Below are 17,907 nucleotides of genomic sequence, written 5' to 3'. Positions count from 1 at the left end.
GTTTTTGAGGCCGGCTGTGGAGGGGCGTATGCGCATTATACTATCATTGATCGTGGCGTTGGCACTTTGGGCTCCTGCCCAGGCCAAAGAGGTGTGCACACTGGTGAGCGATGTGCAGACCGGCGCGATTGTCTTTGAGCGCGGCGATTGCACGACGCCAGTCACGCCTGCTTCTACGTTTAAAGTCCCTCTCGCGGTGATGGGGTTCGACGCAGGTTGCATCAAAACCCCAAACGAACCCGTTCTGGAGTTTTTCAAAGGCGATCCCGATTGGGGCGCCAATTGGCAAGAAAACACCAATCCGACCCAATGGATGATCAAATCAACGCTTTGGTATTCCCAGCGCATAGCGCGCTTTCTTGGCCCAGAGGTTCTCACCCGCTATGCCCGCAGCTTTGGCTATGGCAATGCCGATTTTTCCGGCGATGAGGGAAAGAACAATGGTCTCGACCGCGCTTGGGTGTCCTCCTCGCTGCTCATCTCGCCGCGCGATCAGGCTCGCTTTCTGCTCGATCTGTTAAAGAACCAGCTTCCCGTGAGCGCGCAGGCACAGGCGAATGCGCGTGCGCTAGTGCAGCCCGGTGGCGCCGTCAATGGCTGGGCTGTTTATGGCAAAACCGGTTCCGCCTATCCTCGTCGCGCCGACCAAAGCTTTGATTACGCGAGGGGCTGGGGCTGGTATGTTGGGTGGGCGCAAAAGGGACAGGAGACCTATGTTGTCGTGCGCCTCAACCAAGAGACACAGAGACGCTCCGGCAGCATCGGTGTGATCGCGCGGGACGCGCTTCTGGCGGACTTGCGCTTGATCTCCCCTTTTGATGCGCCGTGACGGTAGAACGTCTGTCGTGGATTTGATTGGGTATAGTCTATCGAACGAAGCCTTCGGCGTCGGCCGCTTTGTGTGAACGCCGGAACGGACTACATCAGGGTCAATGATTTTGCCGAAGGAGGCACGAAATGATCGACGCATCTGTACAGACTAATGTTCGCTCCAAGCCGGTGCTTCCACTGACCACGACGCTTGGTCCTGTCCATATCGCCGTTACCGAACGCAACAAGGCCCTCGCCATCTGGCAGGATGTTGTTGGGCTCGATTTGATCTCGGAAGAGGGTAATCTGCTCACCCTTGGCGCGGGCGGGGTTCCGTTGATTGTCCTTGAAACCGGGGCCAATCGCCCGGTCGTGCCACGCACAATCGGCCTCTATCACGTTGCGCTGCATGTCGTGTCGCGCGCAGAACTGGCGCAGATGGCGGTTCGTGCGCTGCAGCGCAATGTCCGCATTTCGCCGACCGACCACCTTGTCTCGGAAGCCATCTATCTCTGGGATCTGGATGGGAATGGCATCGAGATTACGCTTGAAACACCATGGCGCGGCACGTTGAATGACCCCGATAAGGGCGAGTCCTATGCAGTCACCACCGATGGCAAGCTCCATTCTGGCCGCGACCCGATTGATCTCGATGGTCTTCTTGGCGAGCTTGGCAGCAACCCTGTGCTTTTGCCACGCATGGCTGCGGGCACGCGCATTGGTCACGTCCATGTTCATGTCAATGATCTCAACAAGGCGATGGACTTTTATCGTGACGTCGTCGGCTTTGCCGGGTTCCTGCTGATCCACTCCTATGGGATGGGGGATGTTGGTCTCGACTACATGCCCCACAGTCTGGCGTTTAACGTCTGGGCCGGGCCAAATGCACCCCTGCCCCCAGCGGGCGCTGCGGGTCTGAAATGGTTCACCATCCGTCTGCCGGATGCCGATAGCCTTGCCGCACTCAAGGCGCGCCTTGAAAAGGCAGGGGCTCCGGTTGCAGTGGTCGGAAATGATCTTGAGACCCAAGACCCCTTCGGCAACCGCATCCGTCTCGAACTCGTTGCTTAATGACCCGTTGGACCATCTTCGATATGAAGGTGGTCCAATTTCATTGCCTAGGAGCGTTTTCATGCAGGATGCAAAAGCCGTACTCGATTTCTGGTTCGTCGAGCATGGGCCGAAAGATTGGTTTGGCGGCGATCCTGCCTTTGACGAAAAGCTAGCGGCGCGCTTCACAGAACTCCACGCCGAAGTGGCGCGCGGGGAAGCGTGGCACTGGCGCGAAACGCCTGAAGGGCGCTTGGCTGAGATTATTGTGCTCGACCAGTTCTCCCGCCAATTGCATCGCGGCAAGCCTGAGGCTTTTGCGCAGGACAAGATGGCACTGGCGCTCGCCCAAGAGGCCGTGTCCGCTGGCGCAGATGACGCGGTGGACCATGCTTGGGCGACGTTTTTCTATATGCCCCATATGCACGCAGAAAGCCTTGTCGTTCAGGATGAAGGCGTTCGCCTTTACGGACTTTATGGCGACGAAGGCACGCTCAACTTCATGAAAGAGCACCGCGATACGATCGCCAAATTCGGTCGCTTCCCCAAGCGCAACGCCGCACTGGGGCGCAAGAATACGCCTGAGGAAACGGCCTATATCGAGGCCGCTGGCGACCGCATGTTCTAAGAATGAGAAAGGGCACCTGAGGGTGCCCTTTTTATTAGTCGATTAGGCCTTTGGTGAGTTCTAGCGCCTGCCGCTCAAAGAGACGGCGATAGATGCCGCCGTCGAGGCGGATGAGGGAATTGTGGCTCCCTTCTTCAACGATCTCGCCCTTGTCGAAAACCAACAGACGATCGAGCGCGCGAACGGTGGAGAGACGGTGCGCGATCACCAAAGTGGTGCGCCCTTCCATGAGGCGCTCCATCGCCTCCTGGATCATCACTTCACTTTCACTGTCGAGGCTGGAGGTGGCCTCGTCGAGGATCAGTACGGGTGCATCAGCCAAGAATGCGCGTGCGATGGCAACGCGCTGACGCTCGCCGCCCGACAGTTTCACCCCGCGTTCGCCCACCATGGTCTCATAGCCCTTGGGCAGACGCATGATGAAGTCGTGCGCATTGGCCTGCTTGGCCGCTTCCATCACTTCGCTCAAGCTTGCGCCGGGGCGCGCATAAGAGATGTTTTCTGCCAGAGTGCGGTGGAAGAGGATCGGCTCTTGCTGAACGATAGCGAGTTGCGCACGGAGCGAAGCCTGCTGATGCTCGGCAATGTTCTGACCATCGATGGTCACAGAACCACCGTTGACGTCATAAAGGCGCTGGATCAGCTTGACGAAAGTGGTCTTGCCCGAGCCCGAGTGCCCCACGAGGCCAACCCGTTCGCCCGGCTTAATCGACACCGAGAAATTGTCGTACAGCGGGGTTTGATGCGAGCCATACTGGAAGCGCACGTCGTTGAATGCGATCGCGCCTTCGGTGATCTTGATGGGCGTAGCACCGGGCTTGTCATCAATGCCGAGCGGCTGGCTATAGAGATTGACCAGCTCTTCCATATCGTTGACCGACTTCTGCAGATTGCGGATGTGGTGGCCCACGTCGCGCAAATGGCCCGAGAGCAGGAAGAACATCGAGAGCACAAAAGCGATGTCGCCCGGGGTTGCTTCCCCTTGCGTCCACAGCCAGATGACAAGGCCCAGAATGGCGGTCTGCATCATCGCCATCATCAGGCCCTGCACACCACCATTGATGGTGCCGCGCTGCCATGTGCGACGGGTGCGGCTGTCCCACTTGCGAATAACGCCCAAGAGGCGATTTTCCTCGCGGTGTTCAGCGCCAAAGGCCTTGACCACCGAATTGCAGCTGACCGCATCGGCAAGAGCGCCACCCATGCGGGTGTCCCAGGCATTGGCCAGCGTTGCCGCAGGGGCAACGTAGCCGGTGGAGAGGGTAAGCGTGACGGTGATGTAGATAATGGAGCCAACGCCAACGAGCAGGCCCATCACTGGCCACTGCAGACCCAGAATAATGGTCGCGCCAACCAGCATGGTGAGCGAAGGGACGAGTGCCACGAGCAGAGTGTCGTTCATCAGATCGAGCGCCCACATGCCACGCGTGATCTTGCGGACGGTTGAGCCGGCAAAGCTGTTGGCGTGCCAATCGGTCGAGAAGCGCTGGACGCGATGGAAAGCGCTCGAGGCGATTTCGCCCATCATTTTGAGCGTCAGCTTGATGATGTTGAAAAACGTCAGCTGCCGCATGATGACGGAGAACAGATAAAGGCTGCTCATCGTCACGAAGGCCGTGATCGCGGCTGTGACCGCGTCATTGCCTTGACCGGCGACCGCATCCACGAGGCGGCCAGCAAAGATTGGGCTCATCGCTTCGGCCAAAGTGGCCAGCATGACGAGACCCATGATTGTAGCAATACGAACCGGTTGGCCTTTCCAATGCCGGAAGGTGAACCCCAGCACGTTTCTGAAAGCGTCCGCTCGGAAATCGAGTTTCTTGCGAGTCATTTGCGTCCACCGACCCCGCTCTCCGGCGTCGGTTCCTCAAAACGGAATTTTGAATGAGCAGTCGGGGACCGAAGAAACGGGAGGCCAAAGGGCCAATCGGACTGCTGGGAAAATTGGGAAGAAGTGGGCATTAAACATGCCCGGCCGGGGCGTCTTAGCGGAAGCTAATTCCCGGAAGGGAGCGATACACAGATGAGTTCATCAGACGTCTCCCTTAAAAAGAATGAAGCGACACCGGGTTCTAGAACAACCCAGTGTCGCTGCCAAGTGGCTGAAATTTTCTGATCGGCTGGTGATGCAACCGTGTCACAATAAAGGTGAGTGGGGCGGGGCGCAGGTTAGCGTCAGGCCCTGCAGGCACAGAGCCGGCCCACCCCACTCTCATCGCCGTCCCCCCGAACAGCGAAGTTGATCTTTATTGAACTGGCAGCGAACCCGGTGCTGCCATGCCACGCGTCTGGTACTGCACATAGCCGATTACGCCGGCAAAAGTACCAAAAAATGCAAGAACACCAACGATTAAGACTGTCATGCTCATGGCTTTACTCCGTGGTTTAGATGTCCTTGGTTTGAACCTCCCGAGCCCTCGAAACTTTGATTTAAGTCAACAAATTTTCCGATTTCGAAGTGTGGCGTTGTTGGCGCGAGAGCAGTAGGCTCCCCCCAACGATTCAAAAGACGAAGGCACTCCCCGTGAGCAATTCTCCCATCGATCCGGTCAAGCTCGACAAGCTCGGCGAAGTCGCAATCAAAGTGGGTCTGCAGCTTGCTGAAGGGCAGGATCTGGTTATCACTGCACCGATGACGGCAGCGCCACTGGTGCGCCGCATCACCGAGCACGCCTATAAGGCCGGTGCCGGTTTGGTCACGACCATCTACTCCGATGAAGAAGCGACCTTGGCACGCTATCGCTATGGCAATGATGCCAGCTTTGATCACAGCGCTGGCTGGCTCTATTCGGGCATGGCCGAGGCTTACAAGAAGAATGCTGCGCGCCTCGCGATCTCGGGCGACAATCCGATGATGCTTGCCGGCCAAGACCCGGACAAGGTTTCGCGCGCTATGAGGGCCAATTCGGCGGCCTATAAGCCAGCGATGGAGCTGATCACTGGCTTTGACATCAACTGGAACATTGTTTCCTACCCAACGCCGGCCTGGGCCAAGCTCGTCTTCCCCAATGATAGCGAAGAAGAAGCAATCGCAAAGCTGGCGGACGCCATCTTTAAGGCGAGCCGTGTGGATCAGGCCGATCCGATTGGCGCTTGGAAAGAGCACAATGCCAACCTTAAGCGTCGCTACACCTGGCTGAACGAAAAGAACTTCGCTTCGCTCAAATACACCGGTCCCGGCACCGACCTGACCATCGGTCTGGCCGACGGTCATAAGTGGAAGGGCGGCGCGTCGGAAGCCAAGAATGGCGTGACGTGCAACCCCAATATTCCAACCGAAGAAGTGTTCACCACCCCGCACAAGCTGCGTGCTGAAGGCTATGTCGCGGGCACTAAGCCGCTGAGCCACAATGGTGCGCTGATCGAAGAAATGCAGGCGCGCTTTGAAAACGGGCGTCTCGTGGAGTTCAAGTCGGCCAAGAACGCCGACCTCTTCAACAAGGTTCTCGACACCGACGAAGGCGCGCGCCACCTCGGCGAAGTTGCGCTGGTGCCGCATTCCTCGCCGATCTCGGCTTCGGGCATTCTGTTCTTCAACACGCTCTACGACGAGAACGCCTCGTGCCACATCGCGCAGGGCCAGTGCTATGCCGATTGCTTCGTGGACGGAAAGAACCTGTCCAAGGACGAGATCGCGGCGCGCGGTGGCAATGCGTCCAACATCCACATCGACTGGATGATCGGTTCGGACCAGATCGACATTGACGGGGTCAATGCTGACGGGTCGAGCGAGCCAGTGATGCGCAAGGGTGAATGGGCGTTCTAACCAACGCCAAACCACAAAGGCCCTCTCGGGATCACCGGGAGGGCCTTTTTTTTATTACTCGCCGTCGAGCTTCAAGAACTCGTCGGCATTGAGAACGAGCTTGTTGTCGATCTTGCCGATCTCTTTGGTGTCTTTGCCGTCATAGTCCAAGCCGTGCAGCACGGTGCGGATAGCATTGAGGCGCAGACGGTTTTTGTCATTGGCGCGAATGATCGTCCAAGGCGCGTGTTTGCTATCGGTGCGCCGGAGCATTTCGTCGCGGGCAGCAGAATATTCATCCCACTTGTCCAGCGCCTTTAAATCGACCGGCGACAGCTTCCACTGTTTAAGCGGATCATGGCGGCGGTCATGGAAGCGTTTGAGCTGCATTTCGCGGCCAATACTCAACCAGAGCTTGAATATTTTAATGCCGTCTTTGGTCAGGCGCTTCTCGAATTCGGGCGCCTCGTCGAGGAAATGTTCGGTCTGTTCTGGGGTGCAAAACCCCATTACCGGCTCGACGACAGCGCGGTTGTACCAAGAGCGGTCAAAAAGAACCATCTCTCCGGCCGCCGGAAACCAGTCGATGTAACGTTGAAAGTACCATTGGGTGGCTTCACGGTCGCTCGGCTTAGGAAGAGCAGCAACCATGTTGTAGCGACGATTGAGGTTCTCAACGAACCGCTCGATCGTTCCTCCCTTGCCGGCTGCGTCTCGACCCTCGAAAATAATAATTGTTCTCGTCTTGGCCTTGCTCATAAACGCCTGATGCAGGACAAGTTGTTTCTGCAGAGCATACATCTGCTCTGTGTATTCCTCGTCGCCTAGCTTATCTTGATAAGGAAAGCTACCAGACGAGAATGCTGCTTTCTTTATGCTGCGCGGGAGTTCTGGATTGTTGATATCAAAGCCGTCGAGATCATCGCTCATCGTGCTGTCGCTCCATTGTCAAATAGAGCGTGATAGAAAGCTCGGTCCCACGCAAGAGGTGGGTATGCAAACGTGAGTCCCCGGCCCAACATGTACGACCAACAAGCAGAAGACGCGCCTGCCATCCAAGCAATCGCAGCGAGGTTGGTAACCTATGGCCCGCTGCTGATCGCCGCAACTTTCGTCACCGCAATTTTTGCCATGCTGGGCGGTCTGCGCCTTGATCTGGCTATGGTCGGTATTGGGCTTCTCTTGCTCTTTGTAGTCTTCCTGCCTGTGCGCACGCTGACCGTGACCAAGACCATTGAGGTCCCCGTCGTGGCCCCACACAAGCCCGTCGGCAGCATGGCCTCGGTGGTCAATGCCCTAGCCGACCCGGCGCTGACGATTGATCGCCGTGGGACTGTTATTCTGCGCAATGACGCGGTGGGACGGCAGTACCCAGGAATGCAGCCCGGCAAGGTTTTGACCTTGGGCTTGCGCAACCCAGAATTGATTGCGGCCATCGATGGCGCGCTCAAGACCGGCGAAACGCGCAGCTTTGAACTGCACGAAACCGTGCCGTCGGAAACATGGGATCGTGTTGTCGTTGCGCCCTTGCAGATCGCCAATGTGAACTGGTTCGCCGACGAAGACCGTCAGTTGCTCATTACCTTCCAGAGCCTGACTGAGCTTAAGCGTGTGGACGCGATGCGCTCGGACTTCATCGCCAATGCCAGCCATGAGTTGCGGACGCCCTTAGCGTCGCTCATGGGGTTCATCGATACCCTGCTCGGCCCTGCGGCCAATGATAGTGTAGCGAGAGAAAAATTCCTCGGCATCATGCGTGCGCAAGCGGATCGGATGAGCCGCCTGATCGATGATATGCTGTCGCTATCGCGTATCGAAATGCATCAGCATGTTTTGCCCACTGGGTCTGTCGATCTCTCTGGGCTTTTGCGTGAAGTGCGCGAAGGGCTGCAAGGGATTGCCGACGCGGCTGAGGTGGAGGTACGACTGAGCCTGCCACAAGACGCTGCGGTCACAACTGGCGACCGTGGGCAGCTCTATGAGGTGTTTGAGAACCTTATCGATAATGCCATCAAATACGGCGCGTCCGGCAAATATGTCGATGTCACGCTGACGACGGTCAATCGTTTGGGTGCGCGCTATTTGGTGTCGGTGGTCGACCGTGGTGTTGGCGTTGAACCAGAACAGGTGCCACGGATGACGGAGCGCTTCTATCGTATCGATGCTGAAGCGAGCCGTAAGAAGAAGGGCACGGGCTTGGGTCTTGCCATCGTCAAGCATATCGTCCAGCGCCATCGCGGCCAGATTGCGATCCGTTCGCGCGCGGCAGAAGGCGAAGGCCTGCGGGTGGAAATCTACTTGCCCTAAGCCAATGCCAAGACGAACAAGAAAGGCGCCTCGTGCGCCTTTTTTATTGTCTGTATGGGCCATTGGAGGGGGCGAACGCGACCGGGACCTCTGCCGCGACACGCCGCTCGAGAATTTAAGGCAAAGAAAAAGGGCGATCGGAGCGCCCTGTATCTTTAATCTTGTGGGATTAGCGCTTGCGCTTTTCCAGCTGGTGATAGGCACGACGCGAGTGGAACTCGCAGTATGGGCCGGTTTCCAGGCTGTGCTGACCACAGAAGTAGAAATCCTTAGTCAGCGGATCGCCGATCGGCCACTTGCAGGTCTGTTCATTGAGCTGCAGGAGGCTGAGGCGCTTATCTTCTGGGATGAAGAGTTCGGCGGCTGCCGGAGCGGTATAAAGTTCCGCTTCCATCTGAGGCTCAATGGCCAGTGCAGTCGCACCCATAACTTGTGGGCGCGGCATTGGTGCCGCTGGGCGTGGCTTGGGAGCCATAGTGCTGATCGGGGTTGCTGCTGGAGCGGCCACGCGGCGAGGTGCCGCTGGACGAGCCGCTGCCGGACGGGCGCGGGGAGCAGTGTTGGTTGGCTTAGCGCGAGCCGAAAGCTTGAGGCGATGGACCTTGCCGATCACGGCATTGCGCGTAACGCCTTCACCGAGTTCTCCGGCAATCTGGCTGGCACTCAGGCCGTCCATCCAAAGCTTTTTCAGCAGTTCGACGCGATCGTCAGTCCAGCCAACGGCCTGTGCTCCTGATGCTACTGTCAAAACAGAATCCTTCATTGAGCTGCCAATACGGCATTAGCAGCCAGTTCGACTCTAGGGCTCGTATGCTTGCCGGGTCCGCCACACGAGATATCGTGCTCCCGATGTCTCAGATACTACGACATGGGCTGAATCAGGATCAAGAGTTGGGCGGGATTTTCCCCGTTTATTCAGTGGTTAAAAAATCGCTAACATTCGTTGAGTCAAATCAGACACTTGCACTGCAAACATTGACTTTACGGACAAATCTCGCCTAATTCGCATCCCTATTTAGTTTCCGGGGTCCGTGCGTTTTTGCCGTTTGTGGCAGGTTTGCCACGGTGCTCCAGCAACACCTCCAAAATCTGAGGATAATCGCCATGTCTGCGCTATACGGTACCTATGCCCGGTCTGAACTCGCCTTCGAGCGGGGCGAAGGCATGCGACTGTACGATCAGAACGGCCGCGAATATCTCGACTTCCATTCCGGCATTGCCGTAAACGTGCTCGGCCATAACGACCCGCATCTGGTTGGTGCGCTTAAGTCTGCGGCCGAAAAGATCTGGCACACCTCCAACGTCTTCTCCATTCCGGAGCAGGAACGCCTTGGTCAGCGTCTCGTCGACATGACTTTTGCCGACCGCGTCTTCTTTACCAACTCGGGTGCGGAAGCGCTGGAATGCGCCATTAAGACCGCGCGGCACTATCAGTTCTCGAACGGGCACCCAGAGCGCTATGAAGTCATCGCCTTCACCGGCGCGTTCCATGGTCGGACGCTGGGCACAATCGCTGCTGGCGGCAACCCATCCTATATCGAAGGCTTTGGCCCGGCGGCTCCAGGCTTTGTCCATACCGCCCCCGGCGATCTCGATGCTGTGCGCGCACTCGTGGGCCCCGCAACGGCTGCTATTCTTATTGAGCCAGTACAGGGCGAAGGCGGCGTAACGGCCATGACTTCGGAGTTCCTGCAGGGGCTGCGTCAAATCTGTGACGAAAACGGCCTGATGCTGATCTTTGACGAGGTCCAGTGTGGCTTCGGCCGTACAGGTCGCTTCTTTGCGCATGAATGGGCTGGCATTTCGCCCGACATTGTGGCGGTTGCTAAGGCAATCGGTGGTGGTTTCCCACTGGGCGCATGTTTGGCAACCGAGAAGGCTGCGGCCTCGATGGTGCCGGGCACGCACGGCTCGACCTATGGTGGCAATCCTTTGGCTTGTGCCATCGGTAACGCCGTTTTGGACCGTGTGACGGCTCCGGGCTTTATGGAAAATGTTGCGCAGATGGGCCAGCGCCTCGCTTGGCACTTGCAGCAGTTGGCTCAGAAATACCCAGAGTATGTTCTGGAACTGCGCGGCAAGGGCCTACTTGCTGGTATCAAAATTACCCCGCCAGTCCGTGACTTCGTGGCGCGTCTGCGTGACGACCATCAGATGCTGACCATTGGTGCGGGTGATAATGTTTTGCGCTTGTTGCCACCATTGATCCTCACCGAAGAGGATATTGTGGAAGCTATCGGCAAGCTGAGCGCGGCATTTGATGCCATTGAAGCAGAGAATGCTGCCAACGTAGCATCTGGGTCATGAATTATCTGACTTTCTATCATTTTGGGCGACGGCGAGGACGCTGACAAGCATCTGTTAGCTGCCATGACTTATCATGGCAGCGCTTCGCTCACGTACGCCTATAAGTGATATAAAGGACTCCGGCCTCATGACGACCGGCACCCAGAACCATTTTCTCTCGATCGATGATTTCGAATACTCCGAGCTGCGCAACATGCTCGATCAGGCGCATGCTCTTAAGGCGCGCATGAAAGATGGCGATCGCCCGCAATTGCTCAAGGACAAAGTCCTGGCAATGATCTTTGAACGCCAGTCGACCCGCACGCGCGTCAGCTTTGACGTTGGCATGCGCCAGCTTGGCGGCGAGACACTCATGCTGTCTGGCCAGGAAATGCAGCTTTCGCGGGAAGAAACCTTGGCCGACACGGCACGCGTGATGAGCCGCTATGTCGACGCGATCATGATCCGCATCCTCTCGCATGCTGATCTGCTCGAACTTGCCGAAAATGCTACCGTTCCGGTGATCAACGGTCTGACGCGTCGCGCGCATCCATGCCAGATCATGGCTGATTTGATGACCTTTGAAGAACATCGCGGTGACATCAGTGGCGCGAAAGTGGCTTGGGTTGGTGACAGCAACAACGTGCTTCACTCGTGGGTGAACGCGGCTGAAGTGTTTGGCTGCGAGTTGACCATTGCCGTTCCGGATGAATACAGCCCGGAAAAGGACCTGATGCACGACATTAAGCGTGCCGGGAGCAAGGTGCGCTTGATCGAAGATCCGCGCGAAGCTGTTGAAGGCGCTGACCTGATCATCACCGACACATGGGTGTCGATGGGCGATACCGATGCCGCCGAGCGTCGCCGGGTCTTGAAACCTTACCAGGTGAACACCAATCTAATGTCACTGGCGAATAAAGACGCCTTGTTCATGCACTGTCTTCCGGCTCACCGCGGCGATGAAGTTACCGATGAGGTAATCGATGGCCCGCAGTCGGTGGTGTTTGATGAGGCCGAAAACCGTCTCCATGCTCAGAAGGCAGTGCTTTGCTGGGCATTCGGTGTGACAACCAACTAATCTGACGCAAGTCTGAAAAGCCAATTATTGTCCCCCGCGCGGTGCGGGCTTATCGCGATGTTTCGCGAGGGCTCAGCAGTGCGCGGGGCGATTGTTTCAAGGGCCGTCGGGACGAAAATCCTAAAAGTCCTAGCCTTAGGAAAGACCAAGATCATGACGAACGACCCCAAGCAGAACGAGAACCTTCTGGCCGCCATGGGCCTGGATCGCCCTGAAACTGGCGATGATGCTGTTGTGCCGTTCACTCTGGAAAATCTGGATACGCGCGGCCGTGTCGTGCGTCTGGGCGAGGCGATCGATATGATCTTGTCGCGCCATAACTATCCGCTGCCAGTGGCGCGCCTTCTCGGCGAAGCGGTGGTTTTGTCCGCCCTCATCGGCTCGTCTTTGAAGTTTGAAGGTCGCTTTATTTTGCAGACCCAGACCGATGGCCCGGTCAATCTGATCGTCGTCGACTTTGATGCGCCTGATGGCATGCGTGGCTATGCGCGCTTTGACCAGGAGATGCTGGTGAAGGCGGCTGAAGAAGGCAAGACCAGCGCCGCGGAGCTTTTGGGCAAGGGTCATTTGGCGATGACTATTGATCAGGGGCAGCACACCGAGCGCTATCAGGGCATTGTTGCCCTCGACGGCAGCTCGCTCGAAGAGGTGGCGCACACCTATTTCATGCAGTCCGAACAGATCCCGACCCGCGTTCGTTTGGCGGTTTCCCAGATCACCACTAAGGGCGATGTGCGCACGCGTTGGCGCGCTGGTGGCATGCTGATCCAGCACCTTCCCGAGCATGGCCTTGGCGTCAAGGATCTGCCCGGCGACGGCGCATTCGACGAAGTTGAAATCGAACGCGAAGCCGGTGATGGCTGGAATGAAGCGCAGGTTATGCTCAAGAGCGTCAGCGATCTGGAGTTGACGGATCCTGACGTATCGCCAGAACGTCTGCTGTTCCGTCTCTATCACGAGACCGGCGTGCGTGTATTTCCGGCGATGCCACTGGTAGAGCGCTGCTCATGCTCGGTGGAGCGGATCGAGGATATGTTGACGACCTCGTTTACCAACGAAGATCGTGAGGAAATGGCGGTCGACGGCGAGATCGAAGTTGTTTGCGAGTTCTGCTCGACGGCCTATCGATTTAACCCTCACCAATTTCAGAACTAAATAAATTTACGGCGTACACAATATTACATCTGTCGTGTACGCCGTGATACTATTGCAAAGCGCTAAAAATACTGACTAAGTGGGTGTGTGTTCAACGGCGGGGGCTGCCGTAGATGACTAAACACGTCTTGGTATCTATAGACGATCTAAAACAGAAAGAGACACTTGAAGAGCTTTCTCTTTCTGTTTCTCAGGCGATAGAACGATTTGAACTGACCAGCTTCATGTTTGCAGGAGTGCCTGCACCCGGACATGATTTTCAGCCGTATGTTCTGATCAGCAACTGGCCCGAGACATGGCTGAGCCGATATGTGTCGGAACGCTATGTTCATATCGATCCTGTGGTCCAACACTGTTTCTCGACAAACCTGCCGTTTGATTGGCGCGAAGCCCCGTTAGACCGTTCGCCTGAGAGCGGACAGGTTCTCTATGATTTCAAGGTGCATGGCATCGCCTACGGCTATTGTGTTCCTATCCAATTGGCCAATGGTGTGCAGGGCTTTGCCAGCTTTGGCGGGCCGAAGGATAGCGTCGATAGCGCCGGGCAGATCCAGCTGCATCTTTTAGCGCTTCATGTTTACGCGCAAATCCGCAAGCTAAATGTGTCGCGTCACCAACTGCCCAAGCGTCGGGCTATCACCCAGCGCGAAGCCGAGGTGCTCAAATGGGCGGCCTTAGGGAAAACAGCGGCAGAAATTGCTGATATTACTGCGCTTTCGGTGCGCACGGTGAACCAGCATTGCGAGAATGCGCAGCGGCGCTTGGGGACGCATAACCGCATTCACACTGTGGTCGAGGCGATACGCCACAAGCTCATTACACTTTAGTCTACTATTTTTGTTGCATTTTGGGAGTTCTCCCAATACCCCAACGGACGCAACGTGATTCACTGAGACCTTCGCGGAGACGGGGGCGTTTTCAGTGGATAGTCACGTTCTAGCCCGAACCACACGCGGCACATGTCGGACCTCAAGTGCGCAGTACTGCCTTGAAGCTTGGCACCAGAATAACGACGACGGACTAGAGGCGCGCTCACTCGGCGCCGACCAAATAGAAATTACAGCGTGGGGCAGCGATGCCCATGCGCATAACGCGAATTCCGTTGGGATCGTTGAGGGCAGCTTTTTGAGCCCGGGCGAGACCAGCACACAGAACTTGCTGCAGACTGGTTTTTACGGTCTGGCTTTGGGAGCAATCCTGATGCGAACCTCGCTTGGGGCCGATTGGGCGCGATTTATCGTGTTTCTGAATCGATGCGAGGGGCTGTATCGCCTGACCGAGTCTGCAGTCCTTTTATTCTTCCCCTTTTGGCGCCGCCGTAGAGGCCGGGCACAAGGGGAGGCGCATGGCGATAGTGGGCTGAGGCAGCGCATGCGGTGCTTTTTGTCCCCATCGCCCCTCGGGCGCAGATCGAGGCTTTCTCGTAGCCTGTGCTCCTCTCTCTACATAGCTAGAGTGTGAACGAGCGCCATGAGTGCAGCACTTGAGCTCATGGCTGCGCTGATCGGAACCAAGCAAACGCATTACACACCCAAAGCGGCACTCGAGGCGGCTCTGATGACAGAGGTCGACCCGATGCATTGGTGCGCGGTCTATCTCGATATTGCGCCAGCGGAAATCATGAGCCGCGCTGCGCAATGGGTTGGCTTAGCCTTCTTTGATGTTGTGCCGCGTGTCGCCCATGTCGTTCACGACCAGCCGCGCGTTGAGATGTTCGCGAACCTGCGCATGGTGAGGTTCACCATGCTCGACAGGGAGATTGCGGTCGCAGCCCCGGACTTTTTCGCCTTTCTTCATCTGGCCCGGGTGGTGGAGGCTGACCCGGGCTTAAGGGGGCAGCTGCTTATTGTCCCCAGTGCAGCCCTAAGGGATGCGCTGGTGGGGATTCATGAAGAGCACTTGCTTGATGACGCGCGGCAAAGGCTGACGCGGAAGTGGCCATATGCGGCGGCGCAACTCGATCTCACCCGGATGGTTCGGGAAGGGGTTGTGATCACGGTCGCAGTGCTCGTGTTGGCGCTGACTATTGCGCCCTGGACAGGGATCGTTTGGGCCCTGCCGGTCTGGCTGTGGTTGATCATCCTGCCCAGTTGCATTCGGCTCGCAGCGATTTTTACGCCAATCCCCCGTGGGGTTACGGCTGAGCCCATTTTGGGGCCGGATGACTTGCCGATCTATACGGTGATGGTGCCGCTGCGCGACGAGGCGGGCATGGTGGATCAACTGTGCGCAAATCTGCTGCGGCTCGATTACCCGCGCGAGAAACTGCAGATCATGTTTCTCGTTGAAAGCCGCTCTCCCGAGACGGTGGATGCGGTGCGCAAATATCTCGGTGATGCGCGGTTTTCGCTGATTGTCGTGCCCGACGCAGCACCGCGCACAAAACCTAAGGCCTTGGATTTCGGATTGCCCTTTTGCACGGGCGAATATGTGGTGGTCTATGATGCCGAGGATCGTCCCGATCCTGACCAATTGCGTCGCGTCGTGGCCCAGTTTCGACGGCAAACGGACGTTGTGTGCATTCAGGCTCGGCTGGTCATCAGCAATGGCAATGGACGGTTTTTGCCGAGCCTCTTTGCGGGGGATTACGCCGGGCTATTTGCCGTGCTTCTGCCGGCATTTGCCAAGTGGAATATGGTGATGCCCTTAGGCGGCACCTCGAACCATTTCCGCATGAAGGAGCTGCGCGAGATTGGCGGGTGGGACCCCTATAATGTCACCGAGGACGCCGATCTGGGCGTGCGGTTGGCACGGCGGGGCTTGCTCACAGCAACCAGCAATAGCCGGACTTTTGAGGATGCGCCAACCAGTTTCAGGCCGTGGCTAGGACAGCGTACGCGTTGGCTCAAAGGCTGGATACAGACCTTTGTGGTGCACAATCGGCGTCCCAACTTGCTCCTGCGCGACTTGGGGCTGGTCCGCATGCTGATCTTTGAAGCCGTGTTGCTCGGCATGCTGATTTCGCCGCTGCTGCATCTCACTTTTGTGGTGGTGGTCATCGCGCTGTTGATTTCAGGACAGGGTGCAGCGCCGCTAGGGGAAGGGTGGTTTTTCGCGTGTGTTGTCGTCTTGGTGCTGGGGCAGGCTGTGGCCGTCGGTACCAATATTTTGGGGCTCTGGCGGACTGGCCAAATGCAGCTCATGCTGCCGCAACTGCTTTTGCCGTTCTATTGGCTGCTGGTTGGGCTCGCGACGATCTTCGCTTTTCTGGAGTTCGCTCAAAAACCATTTCACTGGTTTAAAACACCGCATTTGGCGAGCAAGCGCAGACCGAAGCGCTCGCGTTAGGAGGAGGGGCCAGTATAGGTCCGGCCCCTCAAGCCTAACTCTTAGTTCAAAGCGACCTGACGAGTTTCGCTGTCGATGAGGGAGCCGGCGATCGCGGCCAGCAACAGCAGCGCGGCGAACAGTCCGATGGCAACGCCAAAGCCTTGCGCGATGACAAGCGCGACCGCAGAGGGTGCCAAGAGCCCGCCGAGGCGAGCCATTGCACCAGCTGCACCCATGCCGGTCGCGCGCGAGGCTGTCGGATAAAGCTCGGGGGTGAAGGCGTAAAGCGCACCCCATGTTCCCAAGAGGGAAAAGCTCATGAGCAAAATGGACGCGCCAATAAGCCAAGCTTCTCCGGCAACAACAAACAGCAGACAGCCAAAAGCGGAGAGCAGCAGGAAGCTGATCAGCGTCGGTTTGCGACCATGCGCTTCGACGCCCCATGCGGCCAGTGCGTAGCCAGGAATTTGCGCCAAGGCGACGAGAACAAGGAAGCCATAGCCGCGGACATAGCCAAAGCCTTCTTCAGCAAGGCGCGCTGGCATCCACGTAAAGACGCCGTAATAGGAGACTGAGACCAAGAACCAACAGACGAGGATCATGACGGTGCGGCGGCGGAACTCGGGAGAGAAGAGCCCCGGCGCCTTGGTCTGGGGCGGAAGATGAAGCTGCTCCTCGGCAGCCATGACCGGTTTCCCATTGGCGGTAAGGACTTGGTTCAGAACAGTTTTCGCGCTCTCGCGATCGCCGCTGTTCAGCAAATACATCGGCGAATCCGGAAGCCAGAACCGCAAGCCCAGCCCAACAAGGGCGGGAAGAGCGGTGACGGCGAAAATCCAGCGCCAGGCGTCTTGTGGGAAGTAGATGCTGGTGATCCAGGCGGCGAGGGCAACGACGACAGTGCCGACCGCCCAAAAGCCTTCGAGCATGACAAGCCAACGCCCACGATTTTTAGCCGGCAGAAACTCGGCCATCATTGCGTAGTCGACCGGTAGCGTGCCGCCGACGGCGATGCCGGTGAGAAAGCGCAGGCCCAGCAAGATCGCAAAGTTCGGTGCGAAAACCGACAAGAGCCCGAAGATCGCGTCGCAGGCGACGGTGATGATGAGGATGCGGCGGCGGCCATAGCGGTCCGCAAGCTTACCAAAGACGGCTGCACCAATCAGCATGCCGAGGAAGAACAGCGTGCCGGTTTGCAGGGCTTCTGGAACGGATAGTCCGAAGGTGGCTGCGATGGAGGCAGCGGTGAAGCCCACGGCCATCACTTGCATGGCATCTGCGGCCCAGACGAGCCCGAAAATGCCCAAAAGCTTACGTTGGAAAGGCCCGGTACCAGCCCGGCTCAAAATGTCTTCGACAGTGCGTTCCATGGTGGACCCTCCAAGCGTGCAGATGCGGCCTATTGAACAGCTACTGATCGATAGACAAGCGTGGAAACACAAAATCCGTCCAGTTCTGTCGCCGGTCGGCTGAGGCACGTTCAGCCGAACGGAAATAGAATTCCAATCGTCCGATCCTTGCAACAAATCAGAAAGCATTCCGAGAGTTTTTTATTATTTTCGTGACGCTCGGAGCGCT

At 57.3% G+C, this 17,907-nt stretch carries 15 protein-coding genes; 10 read left to right on the top strand and 5 right to left on the bottom strand.

Going from position 1 to position 17,907, the window contains the following annotated elements:
* The first annotated feature begins 28 nt into the window (after positions 1 to 28).
* The 3 genes from HKD40_RS12960 to HKD40_RS12950 all read left to right on the top strand — a co-directional run bounded on the left by HKD40_RS12960 (position 29) and on the right by HKD40_RS12950 (position 2,488).
* Positions 29 to 829, top strand: coding sequence for a class D beta-lactamase (locus HKD40_RS12960; protein ID WP_169196194.1), 801 nt, complete (start codon positions 29 to 31; stop codon positions 827 to 829).
* A 128-nt stretch (positions 830 to 957) separates the two neighbouring features.
* Positions 958 to 1,881: a VOC family protein gene (locus HKD40_RS12955; RefSeq protein ID WP_169196193.1), complete on the top strand. Its 924-nt coding sequence runs from the start codon at positions 958 to 960 to the stop codon at positions 1,879 to 1,881.
* A 61-nt stretch (positions 1,882 to 1,942) separates the two neighbouring features.
* Positions 1,943 to 2,488 (top strand): DUF924 family protein, encoded by a 546-nt coding sequence (locus HKD40_RS12950; RefSeq protein WP_169196192.1) that lies wholly within the window; start codon positions 1,943 to 1,945, stop codon positions 2,486 to 2,488.
* A gap of 34 nt (positions 2,489 to 2,522) precedes the next feature.
* Here HKD40_RS12950 and HKD40_RS12945 read toward each other — a convergent pair whose 3' ends face one another.
* Entirely contained in the window at positions 2,523 to 4,319 is a 1,797-nt protein-coding gene (locus HKD40_RS12945) for an ABC transporter ATP-binding protein (protein ID WP_169196191.1), read from the bottom strand.
* Positions 4,320 to 4,734: 415 nt separating this feature from the next.
* Positions 4,735 to 4,857, bottom strand: coding sequence for a hypothetical protein (locus tag HKD40_RS18075; RefSeq protein ID WP_282567611.1), 123 nt, complete (start codon positions 4,855 to 4,857; stop codon positions 4,735 to 4,737).
* Between the two features lie 155 nt (positions 4,858 to 5,012).
* On the opposite strand from HKD40_RS18075, the gene HKD40_RS12940 reads away from it, so the two are divergent.
* On the top strand, positions 5,013 to 6,254 hold the full coding sequence (locus HKD40_RS12940; protein WP_169196190.1) for an aminopeptidase: 1,242 nt from the start codon (positions 5,013 to 5,015) through the stop codon (positions 6,252 to 6,254).
* 54 nt (positions 6,255 to 6,308) lie between these two features.
* Here the strand turns inward: HKD40_RS12940 and ppk2 are convergent, their stop codons facing one another.
* Positions 6,309 to 7,163: a polyphosphate kinase 2 gene (gene ppk2 / locus HKD40_RS12935; protein ID WP_169196189.1), complete on the bottom strand. Its 855-nt coding sequence runs from the start codon at positions 7,161 to 7,163 to the stop codon at positions 6,309 to 6,311.
* 90 nt (positions 7,164 to 7,253) lie between these two features.
* On the opposite strand from ppk2, the gene HKD40_RS12930 reads away from it, so the two are divergent.
* Positions 7,254 to 8,540 carry an ATP-binding protein gene (locus HKD40_RS12930; protein ID WP_169196188.1) on the top strand — a complete coding sequence of 429 codons (1,287 nt, stop codon included), beginning with the start codon at positions 7,254 to 7,256 and terminating at the stop codon, positions 8,538 to 8,540.
* Positions 8,541 to 8,709: 169 nt separating this feature from the next.
* Here the strand turns inward: HKD40_RS12930 and HKD40_RS12925 are convergent, their stop codons facing one another.
* Positions 8,710 to 9,288, bottom strand: a complete 579-nt coding sequence (locus HKD40_RS12925; protein WP_282567612.1) for a GcrA family cell cycle regulator — start codon at positions 9,286 to 9,288, stop codon at positions 8,710 to 8,712.
* A 347-nt stretch (positions 9,289 to 9,635) separates the two neighbouring features.
* On the opposite strand from HKD40_RS12925, the gene HKD40_RS12920 reads away from it, so the two are divergent.
* From HKD40_RS12920 to HKD40_RS12900, 5 genes are all read left to right on the top strand, one after another.
* Positions 9,636 to 10,847: an aspartate aminotransferase family protein gene (locus HKD40_RS12920; protein ID WP_169196228.1), complete on the top strand. Its 1,212-nt coding sequence runs from the start codon at positions 9,636 to 9,638 to the stop codon at positions 10,845 to 10,847.
* A 127-nt stretch (positions 10,848 to 10,974) separates the two neighbouring features.
* A complete protein-coding gene (argF, locus tag HKD40_RS12915; protein WP_169196186.1) occupies positions 10,975 to 11,904 on the top strand; it encodes an ornithine carbamoyltransferase in 930 nt (309 codons plus the stop codon).
* A 195-nt stretch (positions 11,905 to 12,099) separates the two neighbouring features.
* The gene (locus tag HKD40_RS12910) at positions 12,100 to 13,059 is read left to right on the top strand and encodes an Hsp33 family molecular chaperone (protein ID WP_169196227.1); all 960 of its coding nucleotides are present in this window, start codon (positions 12,100 to 12,102) and stop codon (positions 13,057 to 13,059) included.
* A 113-nt stretch (positions 13,060 to 13,172) separates the two neighbouring features.
* Positions 13,173 to 13,886 carry a LuxR family transcriptional regulator gene (locus HKD40_RS12905; protein WP_169196185.1) on the top strand — a complete coding sequence of 238 codons (714 nt, stop codon included), beginning with the start codon at positions 13,173 to 13,175 and terminating at the stop codon, positions 13,884 to 13,886.
* 643 nt (positions 13,887 to 14,529) lie between these two features.
* Positions 14,530 to 16,347, top strand: a complete 1,818-nt coding sequence (locus HKD40_RS12900) for a glycosyltransferase family 2 protein (RefSeq protein ID WP_169196184.1) — start codon at positions 14,530 to 14,532, stop codon at positions 16,345 to 16,347.
* 41 nt (positions 16,348 to 16,388) lie between these two features.
* On the opposite strand, the gene HKD40_RS12895 is transcribed toward HKD40_RS12900, so the two are convergent.
* Positions 16,389 to 17,699 carry an MFS transporter gene (locus HKD40_RS12895; RefSeq protein ID WP_169196183.1) on the bottom strand — a complete coding sequence of 437 codons (1,311 nt, stop codon included), beginning with the start codon at positions 17,697 to 17,699 and terminating at the stop codon, positions 16,389 to 16,391.
* Positions 17,700 to 17,907 lie beyond the last annotated feature (208 nt).

The organism is Devosia sp. MC1541 (genome assembly GCF_012847305.1).
In the GTDB taxonomy this organism is placed as follows: domain Bacteria; phylum Pseudomonadota; class Alphaproteobacteria; order Rhizobiales; family Devosiaceae; genus Devosia.
This window is presented reverse-complemented; position numbering and strand designations above follow the sequence as displayed.